This is a genomic window from Paraburkholderia sp. RL18-085-BIA-A, assembly GCF_046027075.1.
GTDB lineage: Bacteria > Pseudomonadota > Gammaproteobacteria > Burkholderiales > Burkholderiaceae > Paraburkholderia.
Genome location: NZ_JARESU010000050.1, coordinates 39,548 through 61,961, shown reverse-complemented (window position 1 = coordinate 61,961; position 22,414 = coordinate 39,548). Strand labels below are relative to the sequence as shown.

The following is a 22,414-nucleotide window of genomic DNA, read 5'->3' as shown; positions in this document are numbered from 1 at the left end:
GGGTTAGCTAGCAAGTTTTCTTGGAAACGTAGAGGCAGCGGGTGGCCGTTTGCGTCGGGCGACTACTTCCGATACTTGACCCCGGGCATTACGCACAACATCTCAAAAGCAAGATTCGCAGCCAGGAGGGCAGTGTTGCCTTGCGGGTCATAAGGGGGCGACACCTCGACCATGTCTGCACCGACCAGGTTCAATCCGCGCAAGCTGCGGATGATTTCAAGTCCCTGCATCACAGTGAGGCCACCAATCTCCGGCGTTCCAGTGCCTGGGGCAAACGACGGGTCCAACCCGTCCACGTCAAAACTCAGATACAGCGGTGCGGACCCAATGCACTCGCGGACTTCTTCCATTAACGGGACGAGAGACTTTCCCCAGCACGCTTCCGCCTGCACTACACGAAACCCTTGGTCGGTGCACCAGTCGAAATCATCTGCCGCGTAGCCAGTGCCTCGCAGCCCGATTTGGGTGACACGCTTGCAATCGAGAAGCCCTTCTTCAACAGCACGTCGAAACGGCGTGCCATGCGCGATTTTTTCGCCGAACATCGTGTCGTTGACGTCCGCGTGAGCGTCAACATGCACTACCGCGACCTTTCCATACTTGCGATGCATTGCGCGCAGAATGGGTAGGGCGATGGTATGGTCACCGCCAAGCGTGACGGGCCGGCAGCCATTCGCGATGATTTGGTCATATGCCTTCTCAATCCGGGTAATGGAATCAAAGATGTTGTACGGATTGGTTGCGACGTCACCAATGTCCGCGATGCGCATGGAGTCAAAGGGCGCAGCTCGCGTCGCCATGTTGTAGGGCCGCAGAAGCACGCTTTCACTTCGGATTTGTCGCGGACCATACCGAGCACCATTACGATTCCCGGTACCCAAATCAAAGGGAACGCCCACGAAGCATGCGTCGAGATTCTCCGTCGATGCGACGTGGGGAAGACGCATCATCGTTGCGATGCCTCCGAACCGGGGCATCTCATTTCCACCGAGCGGCTGGAAGTTGGTCTCGCTGAAGCTGTTCATGAATCTTTCCTTGGTTGTGTCTCGCAGGGCCGTCTGAAGCGGCGTTAGAGCTAGTGTCACCGGACAAAAACACATTCCAATACCTATGTTTGCACGTCTGCATAAGCTTGCAGTTATGTGTCGGAAAGTCCTGGAAGGCTCACTCAGGCTGGGGTTCTCCGCGCCCACGGCTAATCGTGGTCAAGTACCTGACGGAGATACATTTGCTTGCGGGTTTGCGCATGGACGGTCCACCGCGCCGGCCTCGATGCGGTTCAACGAGGGCGGTTCCGGTGGGTTGACGTCATAAAACGAGATGCTTGCGGGGTATGAGCGACGCTAGTCACGGCAAGGCTGGAAGATTGGGCTCAAAGGGCAACGACACCGAATTTGAAGTGCGTCCCAGCTTCGACGAGGCATGGCCGGTCCGCGCTCAAGCAAGTGAGCCGCGACCGGGCCGTCCCAGTCGCCAGATTGGTGCGGTTATCCTAGCGTGTCCTTAATCGAGGTTGCCTTGACAGACGTACTTGATTGACAGGTAATCGTCGAGGCCGTATTTCGACCCTTCGCGCCCGTAACCCGATTCCTTGACTCCGCCGAACGGCGCCGCTTCGCTCGCAACAGCGCCTTCATTCAAACCCACAATGCCAGCTTCCAGGCGGCGCGAAACGCGCTCGGCGCGGCGCATGTCCCGGGTATAGAAGTAAGCGGCCAAGCCAAACGGCGTGTTGTTGGCAAGCGTGATTGCTTGCTCTTCCGTCTCGAATCGGTACAGCGGCGCTACCGGGCCGAAGGTTTCCTCGCAAGTGACGAGCATATCGGTCGTCGCGCGGCAATCCGTAATCCTTTTGCGGCATGCGCGCCGCGAACCTTGGAATACGAGCACTGGCTCAGCCGGAGCTGAGCGGATGTAATACGTCTCTCATCGGCAGAGACATTTAACTTTCCTTGCGGCCCGACCAGCAGGTCCGCCAGGCGAGGCAAGCGGAGCGAAAGCGTTGAGGTTAACTCCCTTCAGCAGGCGCGCTACAGGCTGACGATAGGAGGTCCAACATGAAACTTGACGACGCCACTTTCCGGCGATTGCGCCGTCTCGCCCCGGTTCTTGATGACGTGCTCAATGCAGGAGAGGTCGAACACGCAGACCAGGCCATGGACCTGGCATCACTTGCTCAGTTATGCTTACAGCTGTCGGGTACTTACCAAGACCAAGACCCGGTCGAGATTGCGCAGGCGCGAGACGACGTTGTTGAGTCGCAGTAGCTCTCAGGGGGCCGTTCGACCGGACCGGACGAAACCGAAAATAAGCCGCGAAATGCCCCAGACGAGATAGCGGCTCTCGTCTGAATCAAGGCCCGCACCAACTTCGGAGCAAGGATGCTCTCGACTCGAATGGGCGCCCGTTCGCGTGCCCCTTGTGGATGCGGGGCTTCATATCCGGTCTCCCTCTTAACGAACCTGCCCGCCGCCTGAATCTTGTTTGCTACAGCCTGTGCGGAATTGCGTATCTAATCTTTGCGACCGTGAGCCGGACCGTGATGCCCCGCTTTGTCTCTAGCTGTGTAGCACCTCGCTCTCGCGCTGCTTTCGATGCTCGTGGCGAATATCGGTACCCCGAACAACATAGACGACGGATTCGGCAATGTTGGTCGCATGGTCGCCGATACGTTCGATGGCCTTCGCACTGGACAGGTAATCGAGCCCCGTCGAGATTGCTCGAGGGTCTTCCATCATATATGTCACCAGTTTGCGCACGAACGCCCGAAACTCGTTATCGATGGCCTCGTCGTCCTTGATAATCTGGTCGGCGGCGGCCGCATCCATGCGCGCGAACGCGTCCAATGCACGGTGGAGCACGTTCAGTGCCATTTCGCCCGAAACCTTGATTTCAGTGATATTGACGTTCGGCGCGCCGGCGTGCGTCGCAATGCGTCGGGTTCGCTTGACAATCTTGCGAGCCTCGTCACCGGCGCGCTCCAGGTTGGTTACGCATTTTGACGCGGCCATCAGCAAGCGAAGGTCCCGTGCAGCTGGTTGCCTCCTGGCGATGACGTTAGTAATTTCTTCGTCGATTTCCATTTCCATCACATTCAGGCGCCGTTCGCCCTCGAGCACACGCTCGACAAGGTCCACGTCGAATGTGTTCAGCGCCTCAATTGCGTGGACAATCTGTGACTCCACCAGCCCGCCCATTTCGAGCAGCCGCGTTGAAAGCAGAGTGAGGTCAGCGTCAAACCGACTTGAGAGATGTTTGTCCGGCATTATTTGCTCCTGAATCGACGTGCCCATAACTTGGCTGCGCCAGGTACGTGTGGGGTCTTTCATCCACCAGGTGGCGCCACCTCCGAACCGGGAGGCAGATTTCGAAGTTCCACGCCGAGCGCAGGCTCGTGCCTCCCCGCCTGACTCCGTCCGGACCACCAAGACCGGCAACCTCAGCCGTTCCGTCATTACTTAAAAACAGTATATACCGTATTATTTCAATGCAAAATTCGATGCACGACACGATGCCACTCTCTCGAGCCCGTCCGCCGGGCGACGGTGACAAGTGACTAGCCGGGGCGGGCGGTCAGGTCACCCAGTCGGATAGTCGGCGCAGCGGGCGGTAAGCCGAAATCCCACGAGGCGAGCTTGATCGACTAGCGAGTACGATGCCTCGCGGGACCATGGGGCAAGGTCGGCGAGGGGCGGACTTCCGGGCCCGATACCCAGGCAAAGTCACACCTTTCCGGCACTATCCTGGGACGCTGTACCGCCCTGGTGACAGCAATGTGGCACCGCGCGGAGAGGTGGCGGCGATTGGGTGCCGTATGTGTTGTGGTTGCGCCGAGAGGGAGCTGCATGCTCCAGAGGCCCGACGTCCAACGACTTCGACATCGGTGACGCTCGGCCCTGGTTGTCCCCAGATTTTGTTCGCAAGCTTGTGGATAACGTGAGGGCTGGTACTTTAAATGGCCGAAGGGAAGGTGCGTCGCAATTCGGCCACTAAGCGTTTGATTAGGAGGACGCGGACCGGGTCGTCCAGGTCCCAGGAAGACCTACGAGCAGGTGCGAAACAGCTAATGGAATCAGGCAGAGCGCCAACCTTGCGCTGCGCCGCTCGTTTGCTCGACGTCTCTGAAAAATACCTGCGTAGGATGGCGCCAGATATCACCGCAATGCTAGTTGCCATCGGGAACGAAGCGAGGCGCGCACAGGGTGTTCGGCGCGAGGAGTTTCGATTTGAACGCTTCCGCCAATCATTCCAAAAGTTATGTGTCGGCAGCGTGCATTCTTCGCGGCGCAAAGTTATGAAGCACGTATACCTTCAAACTGGAATGAAGCTGGGATTCGATGAGGGTGGGAGATTTTTGCGAAGGATTCGCCGACTTCACGGCGAAGGCCTCTAACCCAGTTTGAGCAGTATCAAAAAAGACCAGGCTCGGAAATCGTCTTCCTATGGACGAACACTGCCGCGAAAACAATCAATTCGTGTCGTCAACGACATTAATTGATGAACTCCACAAAAGATATCGGAATGGCCCGGAAGCCTTGACTGGCGGAAGGCAGCCGGAGTCGAACCGACCTGAGAGCGTCTGACGCCCTCAACTGGGTTTGAAGCCCAGCCGCACCACCGGATACGAATGCCTTCCTACGGTGATTGAACTACACGACGCCGATCAACGATCAGAGCAGATCGAGCCAACGACTATCCGTGCGCATCAGATGCAGCCCACGGTGGAAGCGAGTATACCCAACCCGGTCGAAGAACTCCAAAAGCTGGATCGCGCGTTTGCGCCCCAGTCCGGTGACATCGCGAAACGGCGCAGCCGCTACCGTGCCTGCGTTCTTCCGAGCCTCGGCTGCCGCGATCGACGCCAGTTCGCGAATCGCCTCCTGGTGATAAAAAAGGTCATGCACGACCTGGAAAAGCTCGCCCTGCCGCGCGAGTTTGCGCATCAACTGACGCATGCGCTCCTCGGACACGCCGTGCGCGTTTGCCAGATCGCGCACCCACGGCGGATCGAAACGCCCCGCTTTGACTTCAGGCAGCAGCGCTGCCGCGAGCGCACGGTCGGCTTCGTCGAGCGTCACTGTGTGACCGGGCAAATGCAGCCAGGGCCCGCGTTTGACAATCTCACCGCGCGCAGCGGCATCGTCGACTAACGCGCGCCACAACGCATCGTCCACCAGAGGCGCCGCGATCCGCCGCAAGCGCGACACGTCGGGCCCCAGTTCATCGGGCGAACGCTCGTGGTACTGCGCGAGCGTCTCGGTCAGCCGGTTGTTCAAGGCCTGCCATAACGCGCCGGCAACGAGCAACGCATCATGACCGGGCAGATCGACAACGCGCGTGTCGGACGGCAACGCGAGCGCCGCCGCCGGTATGCCCGTCAATCTTTCCAGCAACGCGCGCGACAAACCGTGCGGCGCTCTCGCGAACATCGCGTCGAGCGCGCCGGTGTCGAGCATCGTCTGGATCGCATCGAGCCACGCGAGCCGTTCAGGCGAGCGCCGCTTGCGCGACGGCGCGAACGGATCGAGCACATGGCCGCCGCCCACCGTGCGATTGGCCTGAGCATTGCGCACGACGAAGCGGTCGCCCGGCACCGCGCACACCGGCCGCTCGAACACGAGCTGCACGCGCGCACGCCGACCGGCGCCGAGCGTTTCGCCTTCGAGCAACGCCACATGCGCCACCTGATGCTGAGTGCCCAGGTGTACATGCAGCGGCGTCCAATGCTCCAGCGTCAACGGCGCGTCGGCGAGCAGCGTCAGCATCACGTCGATCCGCTCCGACGCTTGCGACAGACGCGGATCGACCACCCAGTCGCCGCGCTCGATCGCGCTCTTCTCGATGCCCGCGAGGTTCAACGCGCAGCGCTCGCCAGCGCGTCCGGTCTCGGCGGGGCGATTCTGCGCATGGATGCTGCGCACGCGCACCGGCTGGTTCTTCGGCGCGAGCAGCATCGTCTCGCCGACGCTCACGCTGCCGGAGACCACCGTCCCCGTGACGATCGTGCCCTGCCCCGCGAGCGTGAAGACGCGATCGATCGCAAGACGGAACAGGCCGTCAGCACGTTTTCTATGCCAGGCCGCGGCCGCCGCGTGCAGATGCGCTTTCAGCGCGGCCACTCCGGGATCGTCGGCGCGCGTCGCACAGGTCTCGAACACCGGCGCATCGTGCAGCACGCTGTCGCTCAGAAACGTGGTCGCCTCGTCGCGCACTTCATGCAACCGCTGCGCGTCCACGCGATCCACCTTGGTCAACGCGATCGCCCCGCGCCGAATGCCCAGCAGTTCCACGATCGCCAGATGCTCGCGCGTTTGCGGCATCACACCGTCGTCGGCGGCGATCACGAGGAGCGCGAAATCGATTCCGCTCGCGCCCGCGGTCATCGTGTGCACGAGCTTTTCGTGGCCCGGCACGTCGATCAGGCCGAGCACGTCGCCGTTCTCGAGCGGCACGTACGCGTACCCGAGTTCGATCGAAATGCCGCGCGCTTTTTCTTCCTTGAGACGATCCGTATCGACGCCCGACAATGCCTTCACCAGACTCGTTTTACCGTGGTCGATATGTCCGGCCGTACCGACGATCATGCGTGCGTGTCCTTCGGTTGTTCGAGCAGTTGCCCGATCAGTTGCGCTTCGTCGGCGGCTTCGAGGCAGCGCAGATCGAGGCGCAATGCGTCCTCTGCGATACGGCCGATCACCGGCCGCGCCATCTCGCGCAGCAGCTTTTCCAGCGTGAGCAGGTGACGGCCGCCGCGTTTGCCGTCTGCCATTCTGACGACGAGGCCGTAGCTCGGCAGCACGTCGACGGGCAATGCGCCGCTGCCGATCTGGCTGAACATCGGCTCGGCGAGCACCGCGTAACGCTCGCCGAGCGCGCGTTGCAACGCAGGCTGCACGCGCTCCGCGGCAAGGCGGATGTCGTCGGCGGGACGCGTGAGCAGACGCAGCGTGGTCAGCCGTTCCACCAGCTTTTCCGGCGCGCGATATAGCTGAAGCACGGGCTCCAGCGCCGCGAGCGTGAGCTTGCCGACGCGCAGCGCACGCTTGAGCGGATGTTTCTTGATCTTCGCGATCAGATCGCGCCGCCCGACGATCAACCCGGCTTGCGGACCGCCGAGCAGCTTGTCGCCGCTGAACGTGACGAGGTCGGCACCGGCTTCGACGGTTTCGCGCACGGTCGGCTCGCGCGGCAGGCCCCATTGACTCAGATCGACCAGCGTGCCGCTGCCGAGGTCCACGGCGACCGCGAGGCCGCGCGCATGCGCAAGCGACGCGATTTCGTCGAGGCCGACCTCTTTGGTGAATCCGTGGATTGCGTAATTGCTCGCGTGGACCTTCATCAGCAGCGCGGTTTGCGGGCCGATGGCTTCGTCATAGTCCTTCAGATGCGTGCGATTGGTCGTCCCGACTTCGCGCAGCCTGGCGCCCGCGCGGCTCATGATGTCGGGAATGCGAAACGCGCCGCCGATCTCGACCAGCTCGCCACGCGACACGACCACTTCCTTCTTCGACGCCAGCGCGGACAGCGTGAGCAGCACCGCGGCGGCGTTGTTGTTGACCACGGTTGCCGCTTCGGCGCCGGTCAGTTCGCAGATGAGTTCGTCGATCAGATCGTCGCGGTCGCCGCGCTTGCCGGTGCTGAGATCGAACTCGAGGTTAGCGGGTTGTGTGAGCGCTTTCATCACGGCCTGCACCGCCTCGTCGGGCAATAGCGCGCGGCCGAGGTTGGTGTGCAGCACGGTGCCGGTCAGATTGAATACGCTGCACAAGCGCGATTCGTTGCGCCGGCGCAGTGCGGCTTCGACCGTCGCATGCAGTTGCCGGATGTCGAGCGCGCTGACCGACGCGCTGCCCGATTGCGCGCTCCCGCGCCACGCGTCGAGCGCCGCGCGCACGGCGTCCAGCACCTGCGTGCGCCCATATTCGCCGATGAGCGCCGCAAACTCCGCCGACGCCATGACTTTTTCCACCGACGGCACGCGCGCCATCAGCGCGCGCAATTCCGAGCCGCTCACATCACTCACGAAGCAATCCCTTTTTAGTCGTGTCCGGTAGCCCCGTCGGCCGATTCTAATCGGCCCCGGACTCGTCGGCGGGCTCGTCCGCGCCGCCCGCCTGCTCGGGCCACAGCCACGGATGCGGCGACGCACGCCGATAACCCTCCGCCCCCATCAGCAGGTCCAGCGTGAGGCTGGCGAGATCGTCCGCGAACGGATCGAAGTCGTAGTCCTTCGACTGAATGCCGATCTTCCGGTAAGTATGGCATTCGTCGCACGACTCCGCCTTGAGCGCGGCGTCTTTCGCTTCGGCTTGCCGGGTGGCTTCGTCGGCTTCCGGCGAGCCGACCGCGTGATACGCAATGCCCTTGGTCGAATCGCAGTTCGAGCATTTCGAGCGCACCATGTGCCACTCGGTCGAGCACAAGCCGCATTGCAGGTAGCGGTAATTGTCATACACGCCGCCCACGCGCACCGTGCTCGCCACCGGATGCGATCCGCACACGGGACACAGGCCGAGCGTTTCGATGTACGGCACTTCGCGCTTGTCGATGTCGGCGGCAAGATCGGTCCAGACCACCTGCAACGCGGCCATGATGAACGGCGCGCTGGCCGGATCGACTTCGTCGAAACGCTGAGCGAAGAGCGCATCGGCCTGCGCTTCGAGCGTCGCGGTGTCGATCGTGCGCAAGCGGGCGACCAGCGCTTCGAGCGGCGGCGTGAGCGGGCCCGCGCCCTCGATTTTGTCGAGTAACTGGCGCAGCACGTCGCGCCAGGCCGGATCGCGCACGCCGGAGAGCGCCGGAATCAGCGGCATCGAATGCTGTTGCGCGCTCGCGATCAGTTCAGGACTGGGCGGCTGCGCCTTGAAGCTCGTGATCACCGCTTGCTGCGCGTCGGCGAGCACGGCCATCAGGCGCAGATAGCCGGCGATCGGATTGTCGCGGGCCGCGAGCTGGCGCAGGCGCGCGGCCCTCGGTGCGAACACCGCGAGCCGCTCGGGCGTGCGGATGCGGGGAATCGCCGAGTGATCGAGCGACTCGATATCGCCGGCTTCAAGAATGCGTTGAACCAAAGTATCGACCTCTGAAAACTGCGCTGAAAACCGCGCCGGAAACTGACGAGCCGCCGCGCTTCATCGAACAAGGGCGGCGGCTCCGTGTGCAGTGCGCTGGGACACGCGCTGCTGTTACTTGCCGATTATTTCCTTGAACCAGTTCGGATGATGCTTTCTCGCCCAGCCGTAAGTCACTGTGCCGCGCGTCATCGCACCGATCGAGCCCTTGACCCACAACGCCGCATAAATATGCACGACGATGCCGACCATCAGCACGAACGCCGCGGCCGCATGCACCACTGCCGCGAGCCGGATGATCTCGATCGGGAAATAGAACGAGAAGTAGCGCCGCCAGATCACGATGCCGCTTGCGAGCAGCAACACGAGGCAAACCACCATCGTGAAGAACAACAGCTTCTGACCGGCGTTGTACTTGCCGATCGCGGGGAGATTTTCCTCGCGATTGTTCAGCACGTCGTCGATCTGCCGCATCCACTGCATGTCGGCTTTGTCGAGATAGTTGTGATGCCAGAAGCGCAACGCAAGAATCAGGAACGACACGAACATCACGCAGCCAATGAACGGATGCAGAATCCGCGTCCATTGTCCGCCGCCGAGAATCGCGTAGAGCCACGACATCGCCGGATGAAACATGGCGAGGCCGGAGATCGCCAGCAACACGAACGAGATCGCGGTGATCCAGTGATTCGTGCGCTCGTTCGGCGTGTAGCGCACGATCAGGCTATTGCCCTTCACGTCCTTCAGTTCGGTATGCTCAGGATGCTTCATTGGATGCCTCCCTCGAACGGCGTGCTTCGTCGGCTTCGCGCTGGGCTTCGGCTTCGTCCTCTTCCGTCACCTCGTTCGGACCGACACGCGTGTAATGGAAGAAACCGGCCACCGCCGCGAACGCGATGCCCGCCAACGCCAACGGCTTCGCCAGCCCCTTCCACAGCGAAACCATCGCGCTGATTTTCGGATTATCCGGCAAGCCGTGATACAGCGACGGACGATCGGCATGATGCAGCACGTACATCACGTGCGTGCCGCCCACCCCGGCGGGATCGTACAGACCGGCGTTCTGAAAACCCCGTTCCTTCAGATCCACGATCCGGTCCGCGGCCTGCTGATGCATGTCCTCCTTGGTGCCGAACATGATCGCGCCGGTCGGGCAGGTCTTCACGCAAGCCGGTTCCTGGCCCACCGCCACGCGATCCGAACACAGGGTGCACTTGTACGCGCGGTGGTCCTTCTTCGAAATGCGCGGCACGTTGAACGGGCAGCCGGTAATGCAATAGCCGCAGCCAATGCAGTTTTCCTCGTGGAAATCCACGATGCCGTTCGTGTACTGCACGATCGCGCCGGGCGACGGACAGGCCTTCAGACAGCCCGGATCCTCGCAGTGCATGCAGCCGTCCTTGCGGATCAGCCACTCCAGATCGCCCTCGGTGTTCTCGTACTCCGAGAACCGCATGACAGTCCACGAATGCTCGGTCAGATCGGCCGGGTTGTCGTACACGCCGACGTTCACGCCGACTTCGTCGCGCAGGTCGTTCCACTCCATGCAGGCGGTCTGACATGCCTTGCAGCCAATGCACTTCGACACGTCGATGAGCTTGGCGACCGTGCCCGTGGCCGGCTCGCGCACTTGCGGCGCGGGCACGGTCGTGGCCGAGATGCGTTTGATATCCAGTGATTGCAGTGCCATCTCTTTTCCTTATGCCTTTTCGACCTTGACGAGGAACGACTTGAATTCCGGTGTTTGCGAATTCCCATCGCCCACAGAGGGCGTCAGCGTATTGATGAGATAGCCCGGCTTCGTGAGTCCCTTGAAGCCCCAATGCAACGGCAAGCCGACCGTCTGTACTTTCTTCCCCTCAATTGTCAGCGTTTTGATCCGCTTGGTGACGAGCGCCACGGCAATGACGTGCCCGCGATTCGACGACACCTTGATGCGGTCCCCCGCCACCACGCCGACCTCTTTCGCCAGATCCTCGCCGATTTCCACGAACTGTTCCGGCTGAATGATCGCGTTCAGATGCGCATGCTTCGTCCAGTAATGGAAATGCTCGGTCAGACGATACGTGGTCGCCGTATGCGGGAAGTTCTCGTGCGTACCGAACGCGGCCCGGTCGTCGGGGAACACGCGCGCCGCCGGATTGCTGACGACCGCCTTGTTGTCCGGATGCAGCGGGTTGTAGCCGAGTGGCGTTTCGAACGGCTCGTAATGCTCAGGGAACGGACCTTCCACCAGACCGTCGCGCGCGAAGAAGCGCGCCACACCCTCCGGATTCATGATGAACGGATTCATGCCGTTCTCAGGCGGTTCATCGACCTTGAAGTCGGGGACGTCGGCACCCGTCCACGCGCGGCCGTTCCACGCGATCAGCTTGCGCTTCGGATCGAACGGCTTGCCGCTGACGTCGCACGACGCACGGTTGTACAGAATCCGCCGGTTCGCCGGCCATGCCCACGCCCAGTTCAGCGTATTGCCGATGCCGGTCGGGTCGGAGTTGTCACGGCGGCCCATCTGATTGCCCGCCTGGGTCCACGAACCGCAGAAGATCCAGCAGCCGCTCGCGGTGCTGCCGTCGTCGCGCAACTGCGCGAAGCTCGCCAGCTGTTCGCCCCTCTTCGCGAGCACCTTGGTTTTGTCGGTCGGATCGGTGACGTCGGCGAGGGCCTTCCCGTTGAACTCCATGGCGAGTTCTTCGGGCGTCGGGTTTTCCGGATTGGAATACGGCCAGCTCATGTTGAGGATCGGATCGGGATACTTGCCGCCGTCCTTTCGATAAGCATTGCGAATGCGCAGCCACAGCCCCGACATGATCTCGAGGTCGCTCTTCGCTTCGCCCGGGCCGTCTGCGCCCTGCCAGTGCCACTGCAGCACGCGGCTCGAACTGACCAGCGAGCCGCGCTCTTCCGCGAAGCAGGTGGTCGGCAGACGGAACACTTCGGTCTGGATCGACGCCGTATCGACGTCGTTGAAAACGCCGTGGTTCTTCCAGAACTCGGAGGTTTCGGTGGCGAGCGGGTCCATGATGACAAGCCACTTCAGCTTGGCCAGACTCGCGCCGATCTTCGCCTTGTTCGGCGCCGCGGCGAGCGGGTTGAAGCCCTGCGCGATGTAGCCGTTCATCTTGCCTTGATTCATCAGCTCGAAGACCTGCAACATGTCGTATGACTTATCGAGCTTCGGCAGGTAGTCAAAGCCGAAGTTGTTCTCGGCCGTCGCGTTGTCGCCCCACCACGACTTCATGAAGCTGACGTGGAACGCGCGATAGTTGCGCCAGTAGCTCAACTGGTTCGGCCGCAGCGGCTGCGAGGCGCGCTTCGTGATGTACGCGTCGAAGTCCTGCTCCGCTTCCATCGGCAGCGTCATGTAGCCCGGCAACAGGTTCGACATCAGGCCGAGGTCGGTCAGGCCCTGGATGTTCGAGTGGCCGCGCAACGCGTTCATGCCGCCGCCCGCGATGCCGATGTTGCCCAGCAGCAACTGCACCATCGCGCCGGTGCGGATGATCTGCGAGCCGACCGAGTGATGCGTCCAGCCGAGCGCGTACAGGATCGTACCGGCGCGTCCCGGGACCGCCGTCGATGCCAGCATCTCGCACACGTGCAGGAACTTTTCCTTCGGCGTGCCGCAGCTTTTCTCGACCTGCTCGGGCGTATAGCGCGAGTAGTGCTGCTTCATCAGCTGATAGACGCAGCGCGGATCTTGCAGCGTCGGATCGACCTTGACGAAGCCGTCGTCGCCGCGCTCGTAGTCCCACGAACTCTTGTCGTAGCTGCGCTTCTCGGCGTTGTAGCCGGAGTACAGACCGTCGGTAAACGAAAAATCCTCACGGACGATGAACGACATGTCCGTGTAGTTCTTCACGTACTCGTGCTGGATCTTGTCGTTGGTGAGCAGATAGTTGATCACCCCGCCCAGGAACACGATGTCCGAGCCGGTCCGGATCTGCGCGTAATAGTCCGCGACCGACGCCGTGCGCGTAAAGCGCGGGTCGACCACGATCAAGCGCGCCTTGCGATGCGCCTTGGCTTCCGTGACCCACTTGAAACCGCACGGGTGCGCCTCGGCCGCATTGCCGCCCATCACGAGAATCACGTCCGCGTTCTTGATGTCGACCCAATGGTTCGTCATCGCTCCACGGCCAAACGTCGGGGCAAGACCTGCCACCGTCGGGCCGTGTCAGACACGTGCTTGATTGTCGAATGCGAGCATGCCAAGACTGCGGACAGTCTTGTGCGTCAAATAGCCTACTTCATTGCTACCGGCAGAGGCGGCCAGCATGCCGGTGGTCAGCCAGCGATTGACCTTCTTGCCGTCTTCCGTCGTCTCGACGAAGTTGGCATCGCGGTCCTCCTTCATCAGCTTGGCGATGCGGTCGAGCGCGTCTTCCCACGAGATGCGTTTCCATTCATTCGATCCCGCCGCGCGGTACTCGGGGTGCTTCAACCGGCTCGGGCTATGAATGAAGTCGATCAGGCTCGCGCCCTTCGGGCAAAGCGTGCCGCGATTGACCGGATGGTCGGGATCGCCTTCGATGTGGATGATGCTGGACTTCGCGTTCTTGGCGTTGTCGCCCAGTCCATACATCAGGATGCCGCAGCCCACCGAACAGTACGGGCAGGTATTGCGGGTTTCGGTTGTGCGCGACAATTTGTACTGACGGACTTCCGCTAACGCGGGTGTCGGCGAGAAGCCCATCAGGGCTAGACTCGATCCGGCGAGCGTGGCGGCGGAAACCTTCATGAATTGTCGCCGGGACATCTGGGTCATTAATGGCCTCGGCTCTTGTGGGGGTACTGATCACGATTATAGATGTCTGAAATAGACGACGCAGTGAGATCAATATTTTTTCCCGCCATGCGACAAATATGAAATGCGGCAGCCGCTTTTAATTTTTGCGGGCACTGTTTCTGCTGCGTCATTGAACACTAGAGCGACCTCTATGCAGTGGGCGCTTTCTCCTTATCATTCATCAATGGCGGGTCTATTTCATGACAAGCAATCTTGGCTTTGCAGCAACAAGGCGCGCATTGCAGGGCTGGGCGTCGCTGGCGTTTGGAACCGTCTTGCTCGCCGCAAGCCCGTGCGGCATTGCGCAAATTCCTCAAAACAGCGGCGCATCACAGCAAGAAAATCGTACTTCCGCGATGGGGTCCGCGCCCGATCCGGCCGCCTCGGCAGTCCATGAATCGCATAAGCCGCAAACTCGCGACGGCGGCTCGGCGACCTCGCGCGGCAAGACCGCGGGCAAGGATCACAAGACCCAAGGCGCGGGCGGATTTGACAATGGTTTGTACGGGACGGGGGCCGGCAGCAACAAATAACCATCGCGGACGGAGACAATTTGCCGCGCCGTGCGGAACGTGTTTTTGCTGTGGTGTAGTTTTCGCAACTCATCTAATTTGTGGATGCGTTTCTTTTTCGGCCCAACCGATCTGGCGAACTTGCGCCGACGGTGCCCCACCGGGTTGAGATCGACGGCTGACTGCGCCTTTGCTTTTTCATCAGGACTTGTCTGCGGAAAACGGCGGCTGTGCAGCGCCGCACATGAACAACCATCATAATTGCGGTCATCCGAAGCCCGAGAATCGCGCCATCATGACCGACACCCACGCCCCGACCCGTCAATCACCCCGACTCACCAGCCTGTCGCACGGTGGCGGCTGCGGCTGCAAGATCGCCCCCGGCCTCCTTGCCGACCTGCTCAAGCGCAGCGCGCCGCTGCCATTCTTTCCCGATCTGCTGGTCGGCAACGACACGGCCGACGACGCCGCCGTCTACAAGCTCAACGCCGAGCAGGCCATCGTCGCCACCACCGACTTCTTCATGCCGATCGTCGACGATCCGTTCGACTTCGGCCGGATCGCCGCGACCAACGCGCTGTCCGACGTCTACGCGATGGGCGCTAAGCCGATCATGGCGCTCGCCATCGTCGGCATGCCGATCAACGTGCTGCCGCACGACGTGATCGCGGCCGTGTTGAGGGGCGGCGAGTCCGTGTGCGCCGAGGCCGGCATTCCGCTCGGCGGCGGCCATTCGATCGATTCGGTCGAGCCGATCTACGGTCTTGTCGCACTCGGCCTGGTCGATCCGAAGCGCGTCAAACGCAATGCGGGGGCTCAAGCCGGCGACGTGCTGATTCTCGGCAAGCCGCTCGGCGTCGGCATTCTGTCGGCGGCGCTGAAGAAGGACCAACTGGACGCCGCCGGCTACGCCGCGATGATCGGCGCGACGACCAAACTCAATCGCCCCGGCGCGGAGCTGGCGAGGCTGGACGGCGTGCATGCGCTCACGGACATCACCGGCTTCGGGCTGCTCGGGCATACGCTCGAATTGGCGCGCGGCTCGAATCTGACTGCCCGCGTGCGTTACGCGGACCTGCCGTGGCTGCCGAACGTGGTCGGCCTCGCGGAAGCGGGCATTTTTACTGGCGCATCGGGGCGGAACTGGGACGCCTACGGTAAAGATATCGTGCTGCCCGCGACGCTGCCGTCGACGGCGCGCTCGCTTCTAACCGACCCGCAAACCTCGGGCGGCCTGCTGGTTTCGTGCGCGCCCGAAGCGGTCGACGAAGTGCTCGCGCTGTTCCATGCAGACGGATTCGGCGACGCGCGCGTGATCGGCGAAATGGTCGGCGGAGAAAGGCGCGTCGAAGTCGTTTGACGCGCAAGCGGACGCCGCGCCAGGGCGTGCACCGACGCACGGGACGAGAAGCGCGTGTCACGCGGGAGCTCCGGCCGCACGCGTCGTCCCGCGCGCGTCGGCGGGCCGCCTCGGCCGCGCATGCGATAATTTCACTCTTCCCGCCGACCCGTTTTGTCTTGATCCCTTGAAAAACCTTCTTGTCAGCCTCGAAAAAGCAGGTGATTTCGATGAAATCATCGATGTGCGCACCCCTCTCGAGTTTGCGGAAGACCACATTCCGGGCGCGATCAACGCGCCCGTACTCAGCAACGAAGAACGCGTGCTGGTCGGCACGACGTACAAACAGGTGTCGGCGTTCGAAGGCACACGGATCGGCGCGGCGCTGGTCGCGCGCAACATCGCGCATCATCTGGAAACGACCTTCGCCGACCGGCCGCGCAACTGGCGGCCGCTGATCTACTGCTGGCGCGGCGGCAAGCGCTCGGGCTCGGTCACGACGCTGTTCAACATGATCGGCTGGCAGGCGCGTCAACTGGACGGCGGCTACAAGAGCTACCGGCGCGCCACGCTCGCCGCGCTCGAAACGCTGCCGACAACCTTCACCTACATTGCACTGGTCGGCCCAACGGGCAGCGGCAAGACGCGTCTGCTGTCGGCCCTGGACCAGGCGGGCGCCCAGACGCTCGACCTCGAAGCGCTGGCCGCGCATCGCGGCTCGCTGCTCGGCGCCTGGGCGGGCGTGCCGCAGCCCTCGCAAAAGCGTTTCGACACGCTGCTCGTGAGCGCGCTGCGCGAGTTCGATCCTGGCCGGCCGGTGTTCGTCGAAGCGGAGAGCCGGCGCATCGGTTCAGTGGCGTTGCCGCTCGCGCTGCTGGAAACGTTTCATCAGGGTGCGTGTGTGACGGTGCTGTCGAGCCGCGAAGATCGCGCGACGTACCTGCTGCACGACTATGCGCACCTGTTCGACGACCCCGAAGCGTTGAAAGCGCAACTGCAGCGGATGATCGGCTTGCATAGCCGCGAGCGCGTCACGGGCTGGCAGCGGCTCGTCGACGAAAACCGGCGCGCCGAACTGGCCCACGAGCTGATCGAGCGGCACTACGATCCGGCGTACGCGCGCAGCAGCCATCAGCATTTCGCGCAGTTGCCGCATGCGCTGCAACTGACTTTCCGCCCCAACGACGCCGATGTCGTCGAGCAGGCAAAAACACTGCTTGTGCGGCTCGACAGCCGCGCGCCGGCTGTCATCTGATTAAAACCATCGCTTGAGACCTTCATGCAATCAACCCTTCGACAACCTCGTGTCACTCGTGGCTGGGTCGTATTCCTGCTGATCGCCGTCGTCGGCCTCTTCTATGTGAAGTGGTTCCCGTACTACAACCGCGCATTCGTCGCCGCGAGCCAGCACTCCATCGGCAAGTCGATCCTGATGGGCACGTCGGCGAGCGCGCCGGACGCGTCGTGGCAAGCCGCGATCGATTACGCGCTCGCGTACGGCAAAGCGATCTGGCAAGCCATGGTGCTCGGCCTGCTGCTCGGCTCGGCGGTGCAGGCGCTGATTCCGCCGCAATGGGTCGCGCGCGCACTCGGCCGCACCGATTTCAGCAGCGTGGTGAAGGGCGGCTTGATGTCGTTGCCGGGCATGATGTGCACCTGCTGTGCGGCCCCGGTCGTCGCCGGTTTGCGCGCGCGCCAGGCGGCGCCGGGCGCTGCGATCGCGTTCTGGCTCGGCAACACTGCGCTGAATCCGGCCACGCTGATCTTCATGGGCTTCGTGCTCGGCTGGCAGTGGATGGGCTTGCGGCTCGCGCTCGGCGTCGTGATGGTGTTCGGCCTCGGCTATCTGGTGAACCGCATGGTCACGCCGAAAGAAGCCGAAGCGTCGCGCGAAGCCCTTTCGCAACTGGTGTCCGCCGACGACCCCGGCACCGCTTTCACGCGCTGGGTGAAGATTCTCGGCAGGATGACGCTGCGCCTCGTGCCCGAATACATCGCGCTGGTGCTGATTCTCGGCGCGGCACGCGCGTGGCTGTTTCCGCACATCGGACCGAACATCGACAACAGCCTGGTGTGGATCGTTGCGCTGTCGATCGCGGGCACGCTGTTCGTGATTCCAACCGCCGGCGAAGTGCCGATCATCCAGGCGATGCTGTCGTTCGGCATGGCAGCCGGTCCCGCTGGCGCATTGCTGATGACACTGCCGCTGATCAGCGTGCCGTCGATGGCCATGCTCGGCCGCTCGTTCCCGAGGCGCGTGCTGACGGTGGTGGCGCTGGCGGTGGCGGTCTGCGGCGTGGCCAGCGGTTTGCTGGCCGTTGCTTTGGGCTTCTGAAACCGGGCTTAACCTGAACTTATTGAGTATGAAACGTATTGCCGCATTCGCTCTGACGAGCTGGTCGGCTGCAGGCCTGCTTTATGTCGGACAGCACTCGGTGGCGCTGATCGTCGTCAGCGGAGTCGTGGTGCTGGCCGGCTTCGATCTGCTGCGCCCCTGAGCGCGGCCTGCTTCCGGATTGAATGAAACGCGGACCGCCGCCAGGTGGCCCGCTTCCTGTCCAGCAGAACCGCCCCGCATTCGGCGCAGGCTTTCCTCAGCTCTGCGCCGCCATCGCCTCGCGCGCCGCATCGCGTGCGCCTTCCTGATGCATGCGCGTGATCAGACCCAGCGCACAGAACAGCGTGATCAACACATGAAAAGCCTCAGTCTTCTCGTTGCGCTGCTCTTGACCTCCCTACGGTCTATAGAGCTCGCTGACTGACGGATGCTTCCGAAGCGTTCGTCGTAGCACGACCTTCCCGAAGCACAGCCTGCAGGGCCGTCGCATCACGTTTCGGAGACGTGCCGAACATGCGAGCATATTCACGGCTGAACTGCGAAGGGCTCTCATACAGGTTTCACCAGGGCGTGAATTGCGAATCGCATCTAACGCGGCCAAACCCCAAGCAACTTATGTTAGCAAGACGGCCTTGGCACCATCGAGCGATTCGTAAGCCATGGCCAGTTCGACCTGATCGAGACGGAACTCCTTCCCAATTCTGGTCCTGCACATTCGATCGTCAATCACACACTCAAGCGCTTCGAGAGCAGAAACGAGCTTGTCATGATCCTTCACCGTCCGGCTTTCGAAATTGCTGAATCGTTTCAAGGTCAGGTTCTTCATCATGAAGAGCGCGGACTGAATGGAAACCGGAACGGCCCCTCCCAGAATGCCGTAGAAATAGACCGTCGAATTCATGGGCAGGCCCGGCGCTATTCTCGTCAGCAGATCGCCGCCGACGCCGTCGAATACCGCCGTCGTTCCCAGTTCGGCGGACAACACGCTGAGCGTATCGGTGAAGCCCTCGCTGGTGACAATGACGTGCTCCACGCCCAAACGACATAGCCCCTCACGTGCCTCCTCGGTGCGCACCATGAAAATCGCGGGCAACTTTCTACTACGGGCGAGGGCAGCAAAAGCATGACCGGTGGCTGAATTCCCGGCCGTGACGATGACTCCCTTGTGGCCCGCTTCGGCAATCTCCTCGAGAAAGGCGTAGGCCGTTATCACGTTGACGAGCGAGCCACAATAGTCGCGGGCACGAACATGCTCCGGCAGGATCAGGCAAGTCGAATAAGGCACCTGCGCCCGTTCACACCAAAGCCCAACGCTCTCCGGACTTCTGCCGAGCGACAGGTAGACCGCCACCTGCTTGCCCGAATATTCTGTTGGGACCCCTGCTCCCACCGCGACCACCCGCCCTGCTCCCGACGCCCCCCAGACATCATGCTGACCAAGCGAGAACGCGTTACCGGCCGCTGTAGGCGTCCGCAGGAAAGTCTTGTCGCCATGGTTGATCGCCGAGGCATCCATATCGATCAGCACATGGCCCGGCGCTGGCGCGGTCGGTGTCGGGATGTCGCGAACCTCAAGCTCGCGGCCAGGTGTTACACAAATCGCTTTCATCGCTCAGCTCCTTCTGTTTCGGTGTCGTTGTTTGCACAGCCCGTAACATAAGCAATCTCATCCATTGCCGAAACGCGGAGTCATGGCATACCATCCATTCCATTCCGGAATTGATGCAGGTGACGTGGGTGGATAGAGTCAACGCGATTCGTCTGTTTGTACGTCTTGTCGAATGCGGGAGTTTTTCCGCCGTCGGGCGAGAGGAAGGAATTGGACAACCAGCCGTCAGCAAGCAGATCGGTGCGCTGGAACGGCATCTTGGCGCGCAACTTGTTTTGCGGACCTCGCGCCAGGTCGTGATTACCGAAGCAGGACAATCGTTCTACGAGTCGGCCAGGCAACTGGTGGACGACTTCGACGCGCTCGAATCGTCCATAGGCGATCGACAGCGATCGCCACGAGGCGTGGTCAGGGTCAATACCGCGCCAGCACACGGCCGGCTCTGCATTACGCCGCTACTCCCCGATTTTTTTCGACAGTATCCCGACGTCGTGATCGAATTGTCGGTATCGGAGCGGCATGTCGACCTGGTTGGCGACGGTGTCGACCTGGCGGTCCGTCATGGTCGGCTCGTCGACTCCTCGCTCACCGCCAGAAAGTTGTCCGAGACAGATTTCGTGCTCGTGGCGAGCCCCGGTTATCTGGCCGCAAAGGGTGTGCCGGTCCGGCTTGCGGACCTCGATCAGCACACCTGCATCGTTTTTGCGAAAGGGCGTGAGCGCTACCCCTGGTCACTCAAAGTCGAGCAGGAGGCCGTCTCATACGTTCCGCACGGCTCGTTGCTGACCGGTGATGCCGAGCACATCCGCGCGGCTGTGCTTTGCGGCCTTGGCATTGCTCAGGCGCCATTCTGGCTATTGGCGGAAGAGATCCGGTCCGGCCAGGTCCGGGTGCTGCTGCCCGAATTGCAGCCCGAGCGCGTGCCCATTCATCTTGTTTATCCGGCTGGCCGTCGAGTGCCGGTGAGGGTAAGGATGTTGATCGAATATCTTGTTTCAGCATTCGCGAGTTCGGAACTTTGACACTCTGCTGATTCGCTGCGCCTAAGAGATGGTCGGCAGTCTTAGGTGTGGGCAATCTACGCTTCGATTTGAGCGTCTCAAAGCGGCCGTACTGAGTCCGATGGCGACCGGCTCGACCCTGAACCGCCCTTCGGGCCACGACTATTTCCACGGCAGCTTGCGAGGTCCAAGGGACATTTGCAAAGCTGGCGGCAGAAGGAGAAGTGGTCGCGCCTCCGGCTGCCGCCGAGACGCATGTCACGCAGGTGCACATCTTCGAAAGAGGTGGTGGGCGTCGACCACGCCGCTCACGCGCGCGAGGAAGGCGCCGTTCGGTGAAACGGTCGAAGTCATCTGCTAAACCCGGACTACCCGGTCAACCTTTGAAGACGGAAACCCGGCCATGCGCTGGGTTTTCGTCGTTTGCGCGACATCCAAACGGGCGATCGTGCATAAGGAATAAGTGGGGTGGTCTCGGTGTTGTTCACCATGAGATCGATCCTGCGGCGAGCGGGCGTGACGGTCGGATGGTTCATAGGCGCGCGAGCAAACAGGAGAAATTCGAGGGCCGCGTGCAGCACGTGTTGTGCAAGTCCACGGATCAAAGGAGAAGACTCTTGGCTTTCAGAAAAACTATCACGAGCAGCAGACGCTCAATAATCGAGCAACTTCCCGTCGGACTTGTCAGGGACACGTATGGCCCGCCTCTAACCCAAACGTTCGAGAACGCGCAAATCCAGAGCGGGACGTGGATGGAAGCAGTGCTCGGCCCTGACCAATCCAACGTATCGAGCTATTACAGACTCGGCACCAAAACCAACAGCAATAGCTTGCGCCCGTTCATGGCGGCACTAGCGGATGATAGCCATATGAAAGGCTGGATAGCTGGTCACTTACTGAACGAAGAGATGGGAGGACAAGGTGACAGAGACGAAAATCTCACACCCCTGACAACCAAAGCGAACGGTGCTCACAAAGCGTACGAGGCTCATATAAAGAAAATGCTACTCCAGTGTCACAGAATTGACCGCGAGAAAAAGGACATGGACGACTGGTATGGGGTCCACTACAGGGTCAACGTGTCGACACGACCTGTATACCAAGACTTGATTGATACGTACGTTGCGTCACATATCTCGATTGAGTACGGGTACATCAAAATAGAAAAAAAGCGCTTTCCAGTGCTGGTGATCGGGCAAGTCGGGCCGCTTGATCCGTACCTGCATATGCTGAAGATCGCCGGCAAGCCAGTTTCTAACTCACCAAATGCAGTAAATGAGCAATGCAACCAGGACAACACGCGATTCTCGGTCGAGATTCATAACGAAAATAACTAGCCACGCGCAAACGGCGCTCAAATTCGTTTGACAAGCCGCCCTCGGGGCTCATGAAGGGTGGCGCGCAAAGAAACGTGACAGGCGGACACACCCATGACGGCCCGCAATCCTCGCACTACAAACAGGCGTCCCTGCGACGCGGGCGAAAAGTGCGGGCGCACCGCTACGGCTGCAATGGCGGTGAGGGCAATGGCGGATATATTCCACATGGCGGATCAAGGCGTCCACTTCGCATGCCGTGCGAACATTCTCCGGGTAAAAGGCATGCCGTGAGCGATGATGGTCGATTCAAGCGCCACGAGCGGCCTGCCGGCGGCCTGTGCCGCGGCCACAGGTGCGCTACGGGTCAAGCCAGGAGCGTGCAAGATCCGCAACCATATCGAAGCTTCGGGCAGTGTGATTCGCTCAGGTACGCAAC

The 22,414-nt window shown here is 61.6% G+C and carries 17 protein-coding genes, 1 tRNA gene and 4 pseudogenes; 9 read left to right on the top strand and 13 right to left on the bottom strand.

Annotated elements, in window-relative coordinates; genetic code table 11:
• Positions 1 to 62: 62 nt before the first annotated feature.
• Positions 63 to 1,025, bottom strand: a complete 963-nt coding sequence (gene speB / locus P0D89_RS28135; protein ID WP_408362391.1) for an agmatinase — start codon at positions 1,023 to 1,025, stop codon at positions 63 to 65.
• A 478-nt stretch (positions 1,026 to 1,503) separates the two neighbouring features.
• A pseudogene (locus tag P0D89_RS28130) lies at positions 1,504 to 1,833 on the bottom strand (aldehyde dehydrogenase family protein); the annotation flags it as partial.
• Between the two features lie 224 nt (positions 1,834 to 2,057).
• Here P0D89_RS28130 and P0D89_RS28125 point away from each other — a divergent pair.
• Positions 2,058 to 2,267 carry a hypothetical protein gene (locus P0D89_RS28125; RefSeq protein WP_408362390.1) on the top strand — a complete coding sequence of 70 codons (210 nt, stop codon included), beginning with the start codon at positions 2,058 to 2,060 and terminating at the stop codon, positions 2,265 to 2,267.
• 291 nt (positions 2,268 to 2,558) lie between these two features.
• Here the strand turns inward: P0D89_RS28125 and phoU are convergent, their stop codons facing one another.
• The 8 genes from phoU to fdnG form a co-directional block, all read right to left on the bottom strand.
• Positions 2,559 to 3,266 carry a phosphate signaling complex protein PhoU gene (gene phoU / locus P0D89_RS28120; RefSeq protein WP_408362389.1) on the bottom strand — a complete coding sequence of 236 codons (708 nt, stop codon included), beginning with the start codon at positions 3,264 to 3,266 and terminating at the stop codon, positions 2,559 to 2,561.
• Between the two features lie 1,274 nt (positions 3,267 to 4,540).
• A tRNA-Sec gene (locus P0D89_RS28115) sits at positions 4,541 to 4,636 on the bottom strand.
• 34 nt (positions 4,637 to 4,670) lie between these two features.
• The gene (selB, locus tag P0D89_RS28110; protein WP_408362388.1) at positions 4,671 to 6,584 is read right to left on the bottom strand and encodes a selenocysteine-specific translation elongation factor; all 1,914 of its coding nucleotides are present in this window, start codon (positions 6,582 to 6,584) and stop codon (positions 4,671 to 4,673) included.
• Positions 6,581 to 8,023: an L-seryl-tRNA(Sec) selenium transferase gene (gene selA, locus P0D89_RS28105; RefSeq protein WP_408377543.1), complete on the bottom strand. Its 1,443-nt coding sequence runs from the start codon at positions 8,021 to 8,023 to the stop codon at positions 6,581 to 6,583. Before selA ends, selB begins: the two co-directional genes overlap by 4 nt.
• A gap of 46 nt (positions 8,024 to 8,069) precedes the next feature.
• The gene (fdhE, locus tag P0D89_RS28100) at positions 8,070 to 9,071 is read right to left on the bottom strand and encodes a formate dehydrogenase accessory protein FdhE (protein ID WP_408362386.1); all 1,002 of its coding nucleotides are present in this window, start codon (positions 9,069 to 9,071) and stop codon (positions 8,070 to 8,072) included.
• Between the two features lie 114 nt (positions 9,072 to 9,185).
• A complete protein-coding gene (locus tag P0D89_RS28095; RefSeq protein ID WP_408362385.1) occupies positions 9,186 to 9,842 on the bottom strand; it encodes a formate dehydrogenase subunit gamma in 657 nt (218 codons plus the stop codon).
• Complete coding sequence (fdxH, locus tag P0D89_RS28090; protein ID WP_408362384.1) at positions 9,829 to 10,761, bottom strand: formate dehydrogenase subunit beta; 933 nt, start codon at positions 10,759 to 10,761, stop codon at positions 9,829 to 9,831. The genes P0D89_RS28095 and fdxH overlap by 14 nt, the downstream gene beginning before the upstream one ends.
• Positions 10,762 to 10,770: 9 nt before the next feature.
• Complete coding sequence (fdnG, locus tag P0D89_RS28085) at positions 10,771 to 13,839, bottom strand: formate dehydrogenase-N subunit alpha (RefSeq protein WP_408362383.1); 3,069 nt, start codon at positions 13,837 to 13,839, stop codon at positions 10,771 to 10,773.
• Between the two features lie 296 nt (positions 13,840 to 14,135).
• On the opposite strand from fdnG, the gene P0D89_RS28080 reads away from it, so the two are divergent.
• The 5 genes from P0D89_RS28080 (at position 14,136) to P0D89_RS28060 (ending at position 18,209) form a co-directional block, all read left to right on the top strand.
• Positions 14,136 to 14,393, top strand: coding sequence for a beta-xylosidase (locus P0D89_RS28080; protein WP_408362382.1), 258 nt, complete (start codon positions 14,136 to 14,138; stop codon positions 14,391 to 14,393).
• A 274-nt stretch (positions 14,394 to 14,667) separates the two neighbouring features.
• Positions 14,668 to 15,732: a selenide, water dikinase SelD gene (gene selD, locus P0D89_RS28075; protein WP_408362402.1), complete on the top strand. Its 1,065-nt coding sequence runs from the start codon at positions 14,668 to 14,670 to the stop codon at positions 15,730 to 15,732.
• Positions 15,733 to 15,898: 166 nt separating this feature from the next.
• Positions 15,899 to 16,966, top strand: coding sequence for a tRNA 2-selenouridine(34) synthase MnmH (gene mnmH / locus P0D89_RS28070; RefSeq protein WP_408377542.1), 1,068 nt, complete (start codon positions 15,899 to 15,901; stop codon positions 16,964 to 16,966).
• A gap of 24 nt (positions 16,967 to 16,990) precedes the next feature.
• Positions 16,991 to 18,046, top strand: a complete 1,056-nt coding sequence (locus P0D89_RS28065; RefSeq protein ID WP_408362380.1) for a permease — start codon at positions 16,991 to 16,993, stop codon at positions 18,044 to 18,046.
• Between the two features lie 28 nt (positions 18,047 to 18,074).
• Positions 18,075 to 18,209, top strand: coding sequence for a hypothetical protein (locus tag P0D89_RS28060; RefSeq protein WP_281363689.1), 135 nt, complete (start codon positions 18,075 to 18,077; stop codon positions 18,207 to 18,209).
• 244 nt (positions 18,210 to 18,453) lie between these two features.
• Here the strand turns inward: P0D89_RS28060 and P0D89_RS28055 are convergent.
• Positions 18,454 to 18,603 (bottom strand): annotated as a pseudogene (locus P0D89_RS28055) (AraC family transcriptional regulator CmrA); the annotation flags it as partial.
• Between the two features lie 59 nt (positions 18,604 to 18,662).
• Positions 18,663 to 19,658, bottom strand: coding sequence for an alcohol dehydrogenase catalytic domain-containing protein (locus P0D89_RS28050; protein WP_408362379.1), 996 nt, complete (start codon positions 19,656 to 19,658; stop codon positions 18,663 to 18,665).
• Between the two features lie 113 nt (positions 19,659 to 19,771).
• Here P0D89_RS28050 and P0D89_RS28045 point away from each other — a divergent pair.
• The 3 genes and pseudogenes from P0D89_RS28045 to P0D89_RS28035 all read left to right on the top strand — a co-directional run.
• Positions 19,772 to 19,963 (top strand): annotated as a pseudogene (locus P0D89_RS28045) (helix-turn-helix domain-containing protein); the annotation flags it as partial.
• 39 nt (positions 19,964 to 20,002) lie between these two features.
• Positions 20,003 to 20,680, top strand: coding sequence for a substrate binding domain-containing protein (locus P0D89_RS28040; RefSeq protein WP_408362401.1), 678 nt, complete (start codon positions 20,003 to 20,005; stop codon positions 20,678 to 20,680).
• 731 nt (positions 20,681 to 21,411) lie between these two features.
• Positions 21,412 to 21,996 (top strand): DNA/RNA non-specific endonuclease, encoded by a 585-nt coding sequence (locus tag P0D89_RS28035; protein WP_408362378.1) that lies wholly within the window; start codon positions 21,412 to 21,414, stop codon positions 21,994 to 21,996.
• 210 nt (positions 21,997 to 22,206) lie between these two features.
• On the opposite strand, the pseudogene P0D89_RS28030 reads toward P0D89_RS28035, so the two are convergent.
• Positions 22,207 to 22,374: pseudogene (locus P0D89_RS28030) on the bottom strand (pseudouridine-5'-phosphate glycosidase); the annotation flags it as partial.
• Between the last annotated feature and the right edge of the window lie 40 nt (positions 22,375 to 22,414).

Coding starts and splice junctions, on each gene's coding strand:
- P0D89_RS28125 (WP_408362390.1), top strand. CDS start 2,058: ATGAAACTTGACGACGCCACTTTCCGGCGATTGCGCCGTCTCGCCCCG.
- selB (WP_408362388.1), bottom strand. CDS start 6,584: ATGATCGTCGGTACGGCCGGACATATCGACCACGGTAAAACGAGTCTG.
- P0D89_RS28095 (WP_408362385.1), bottom strand. CDS start 9,842: ATGAAGCATCCTGAGCATACCGAACTGAAGGACGTGAAGGGCAATAGC.
- selD (WP_408362402.1), top strand. CDS start 14,668: ATGACCGACACCCACGCCCCGACCCGTCAATCACCCCGACTCACCAGC.
- fdxH (WP_408362384.1), bottom strand. CDS start 10,761: ATGGCACTGCAATCACTGGATATCAAACGCATCTCGGCCACGACCGTG.
- P0D89_RS28035 (WP_408362378.1), top strand. CDS start 21,412: ATGGAAGCAGTGCTCGGCCCTGACCAATCCAACGTATCGAGCTATTAC.
- P0D89_RS28065 (WP_408362380.1), top strand. CDS start 16,991: ATGCAATCAACCCTTCGACAACCTCGTGTCACTCGTGGCTGGGTCGTA.
- speB (WP_408362391.1), bottom strand. CDS start 1,025: ATGAACAGCTTCAGCGAGACCAACTTCCAGCCGCTCGGTGGAAATGAG.
- P0D89_RS28060 (WP_281363689.1), top strand. CDS start 18,075: ATGAAACGTATTGCCGCATTCGCTCTGACGAGCTGGTCGGCTGCAGGC.
- P0D89_RS28050 (WP_408362379.1), bottom strand. CDS start 19,658: ATGAAAGCGATTTGTGTAACACCTGGCCGCGAGCTTGAGGTTCGCGAC.
- phoU (WP_408362389.1), bottom strand. CDS start 3,266: ATGCCGGACAAACATCTCTCAAGTCGGTTTGACGCTGACCTCACTCTG.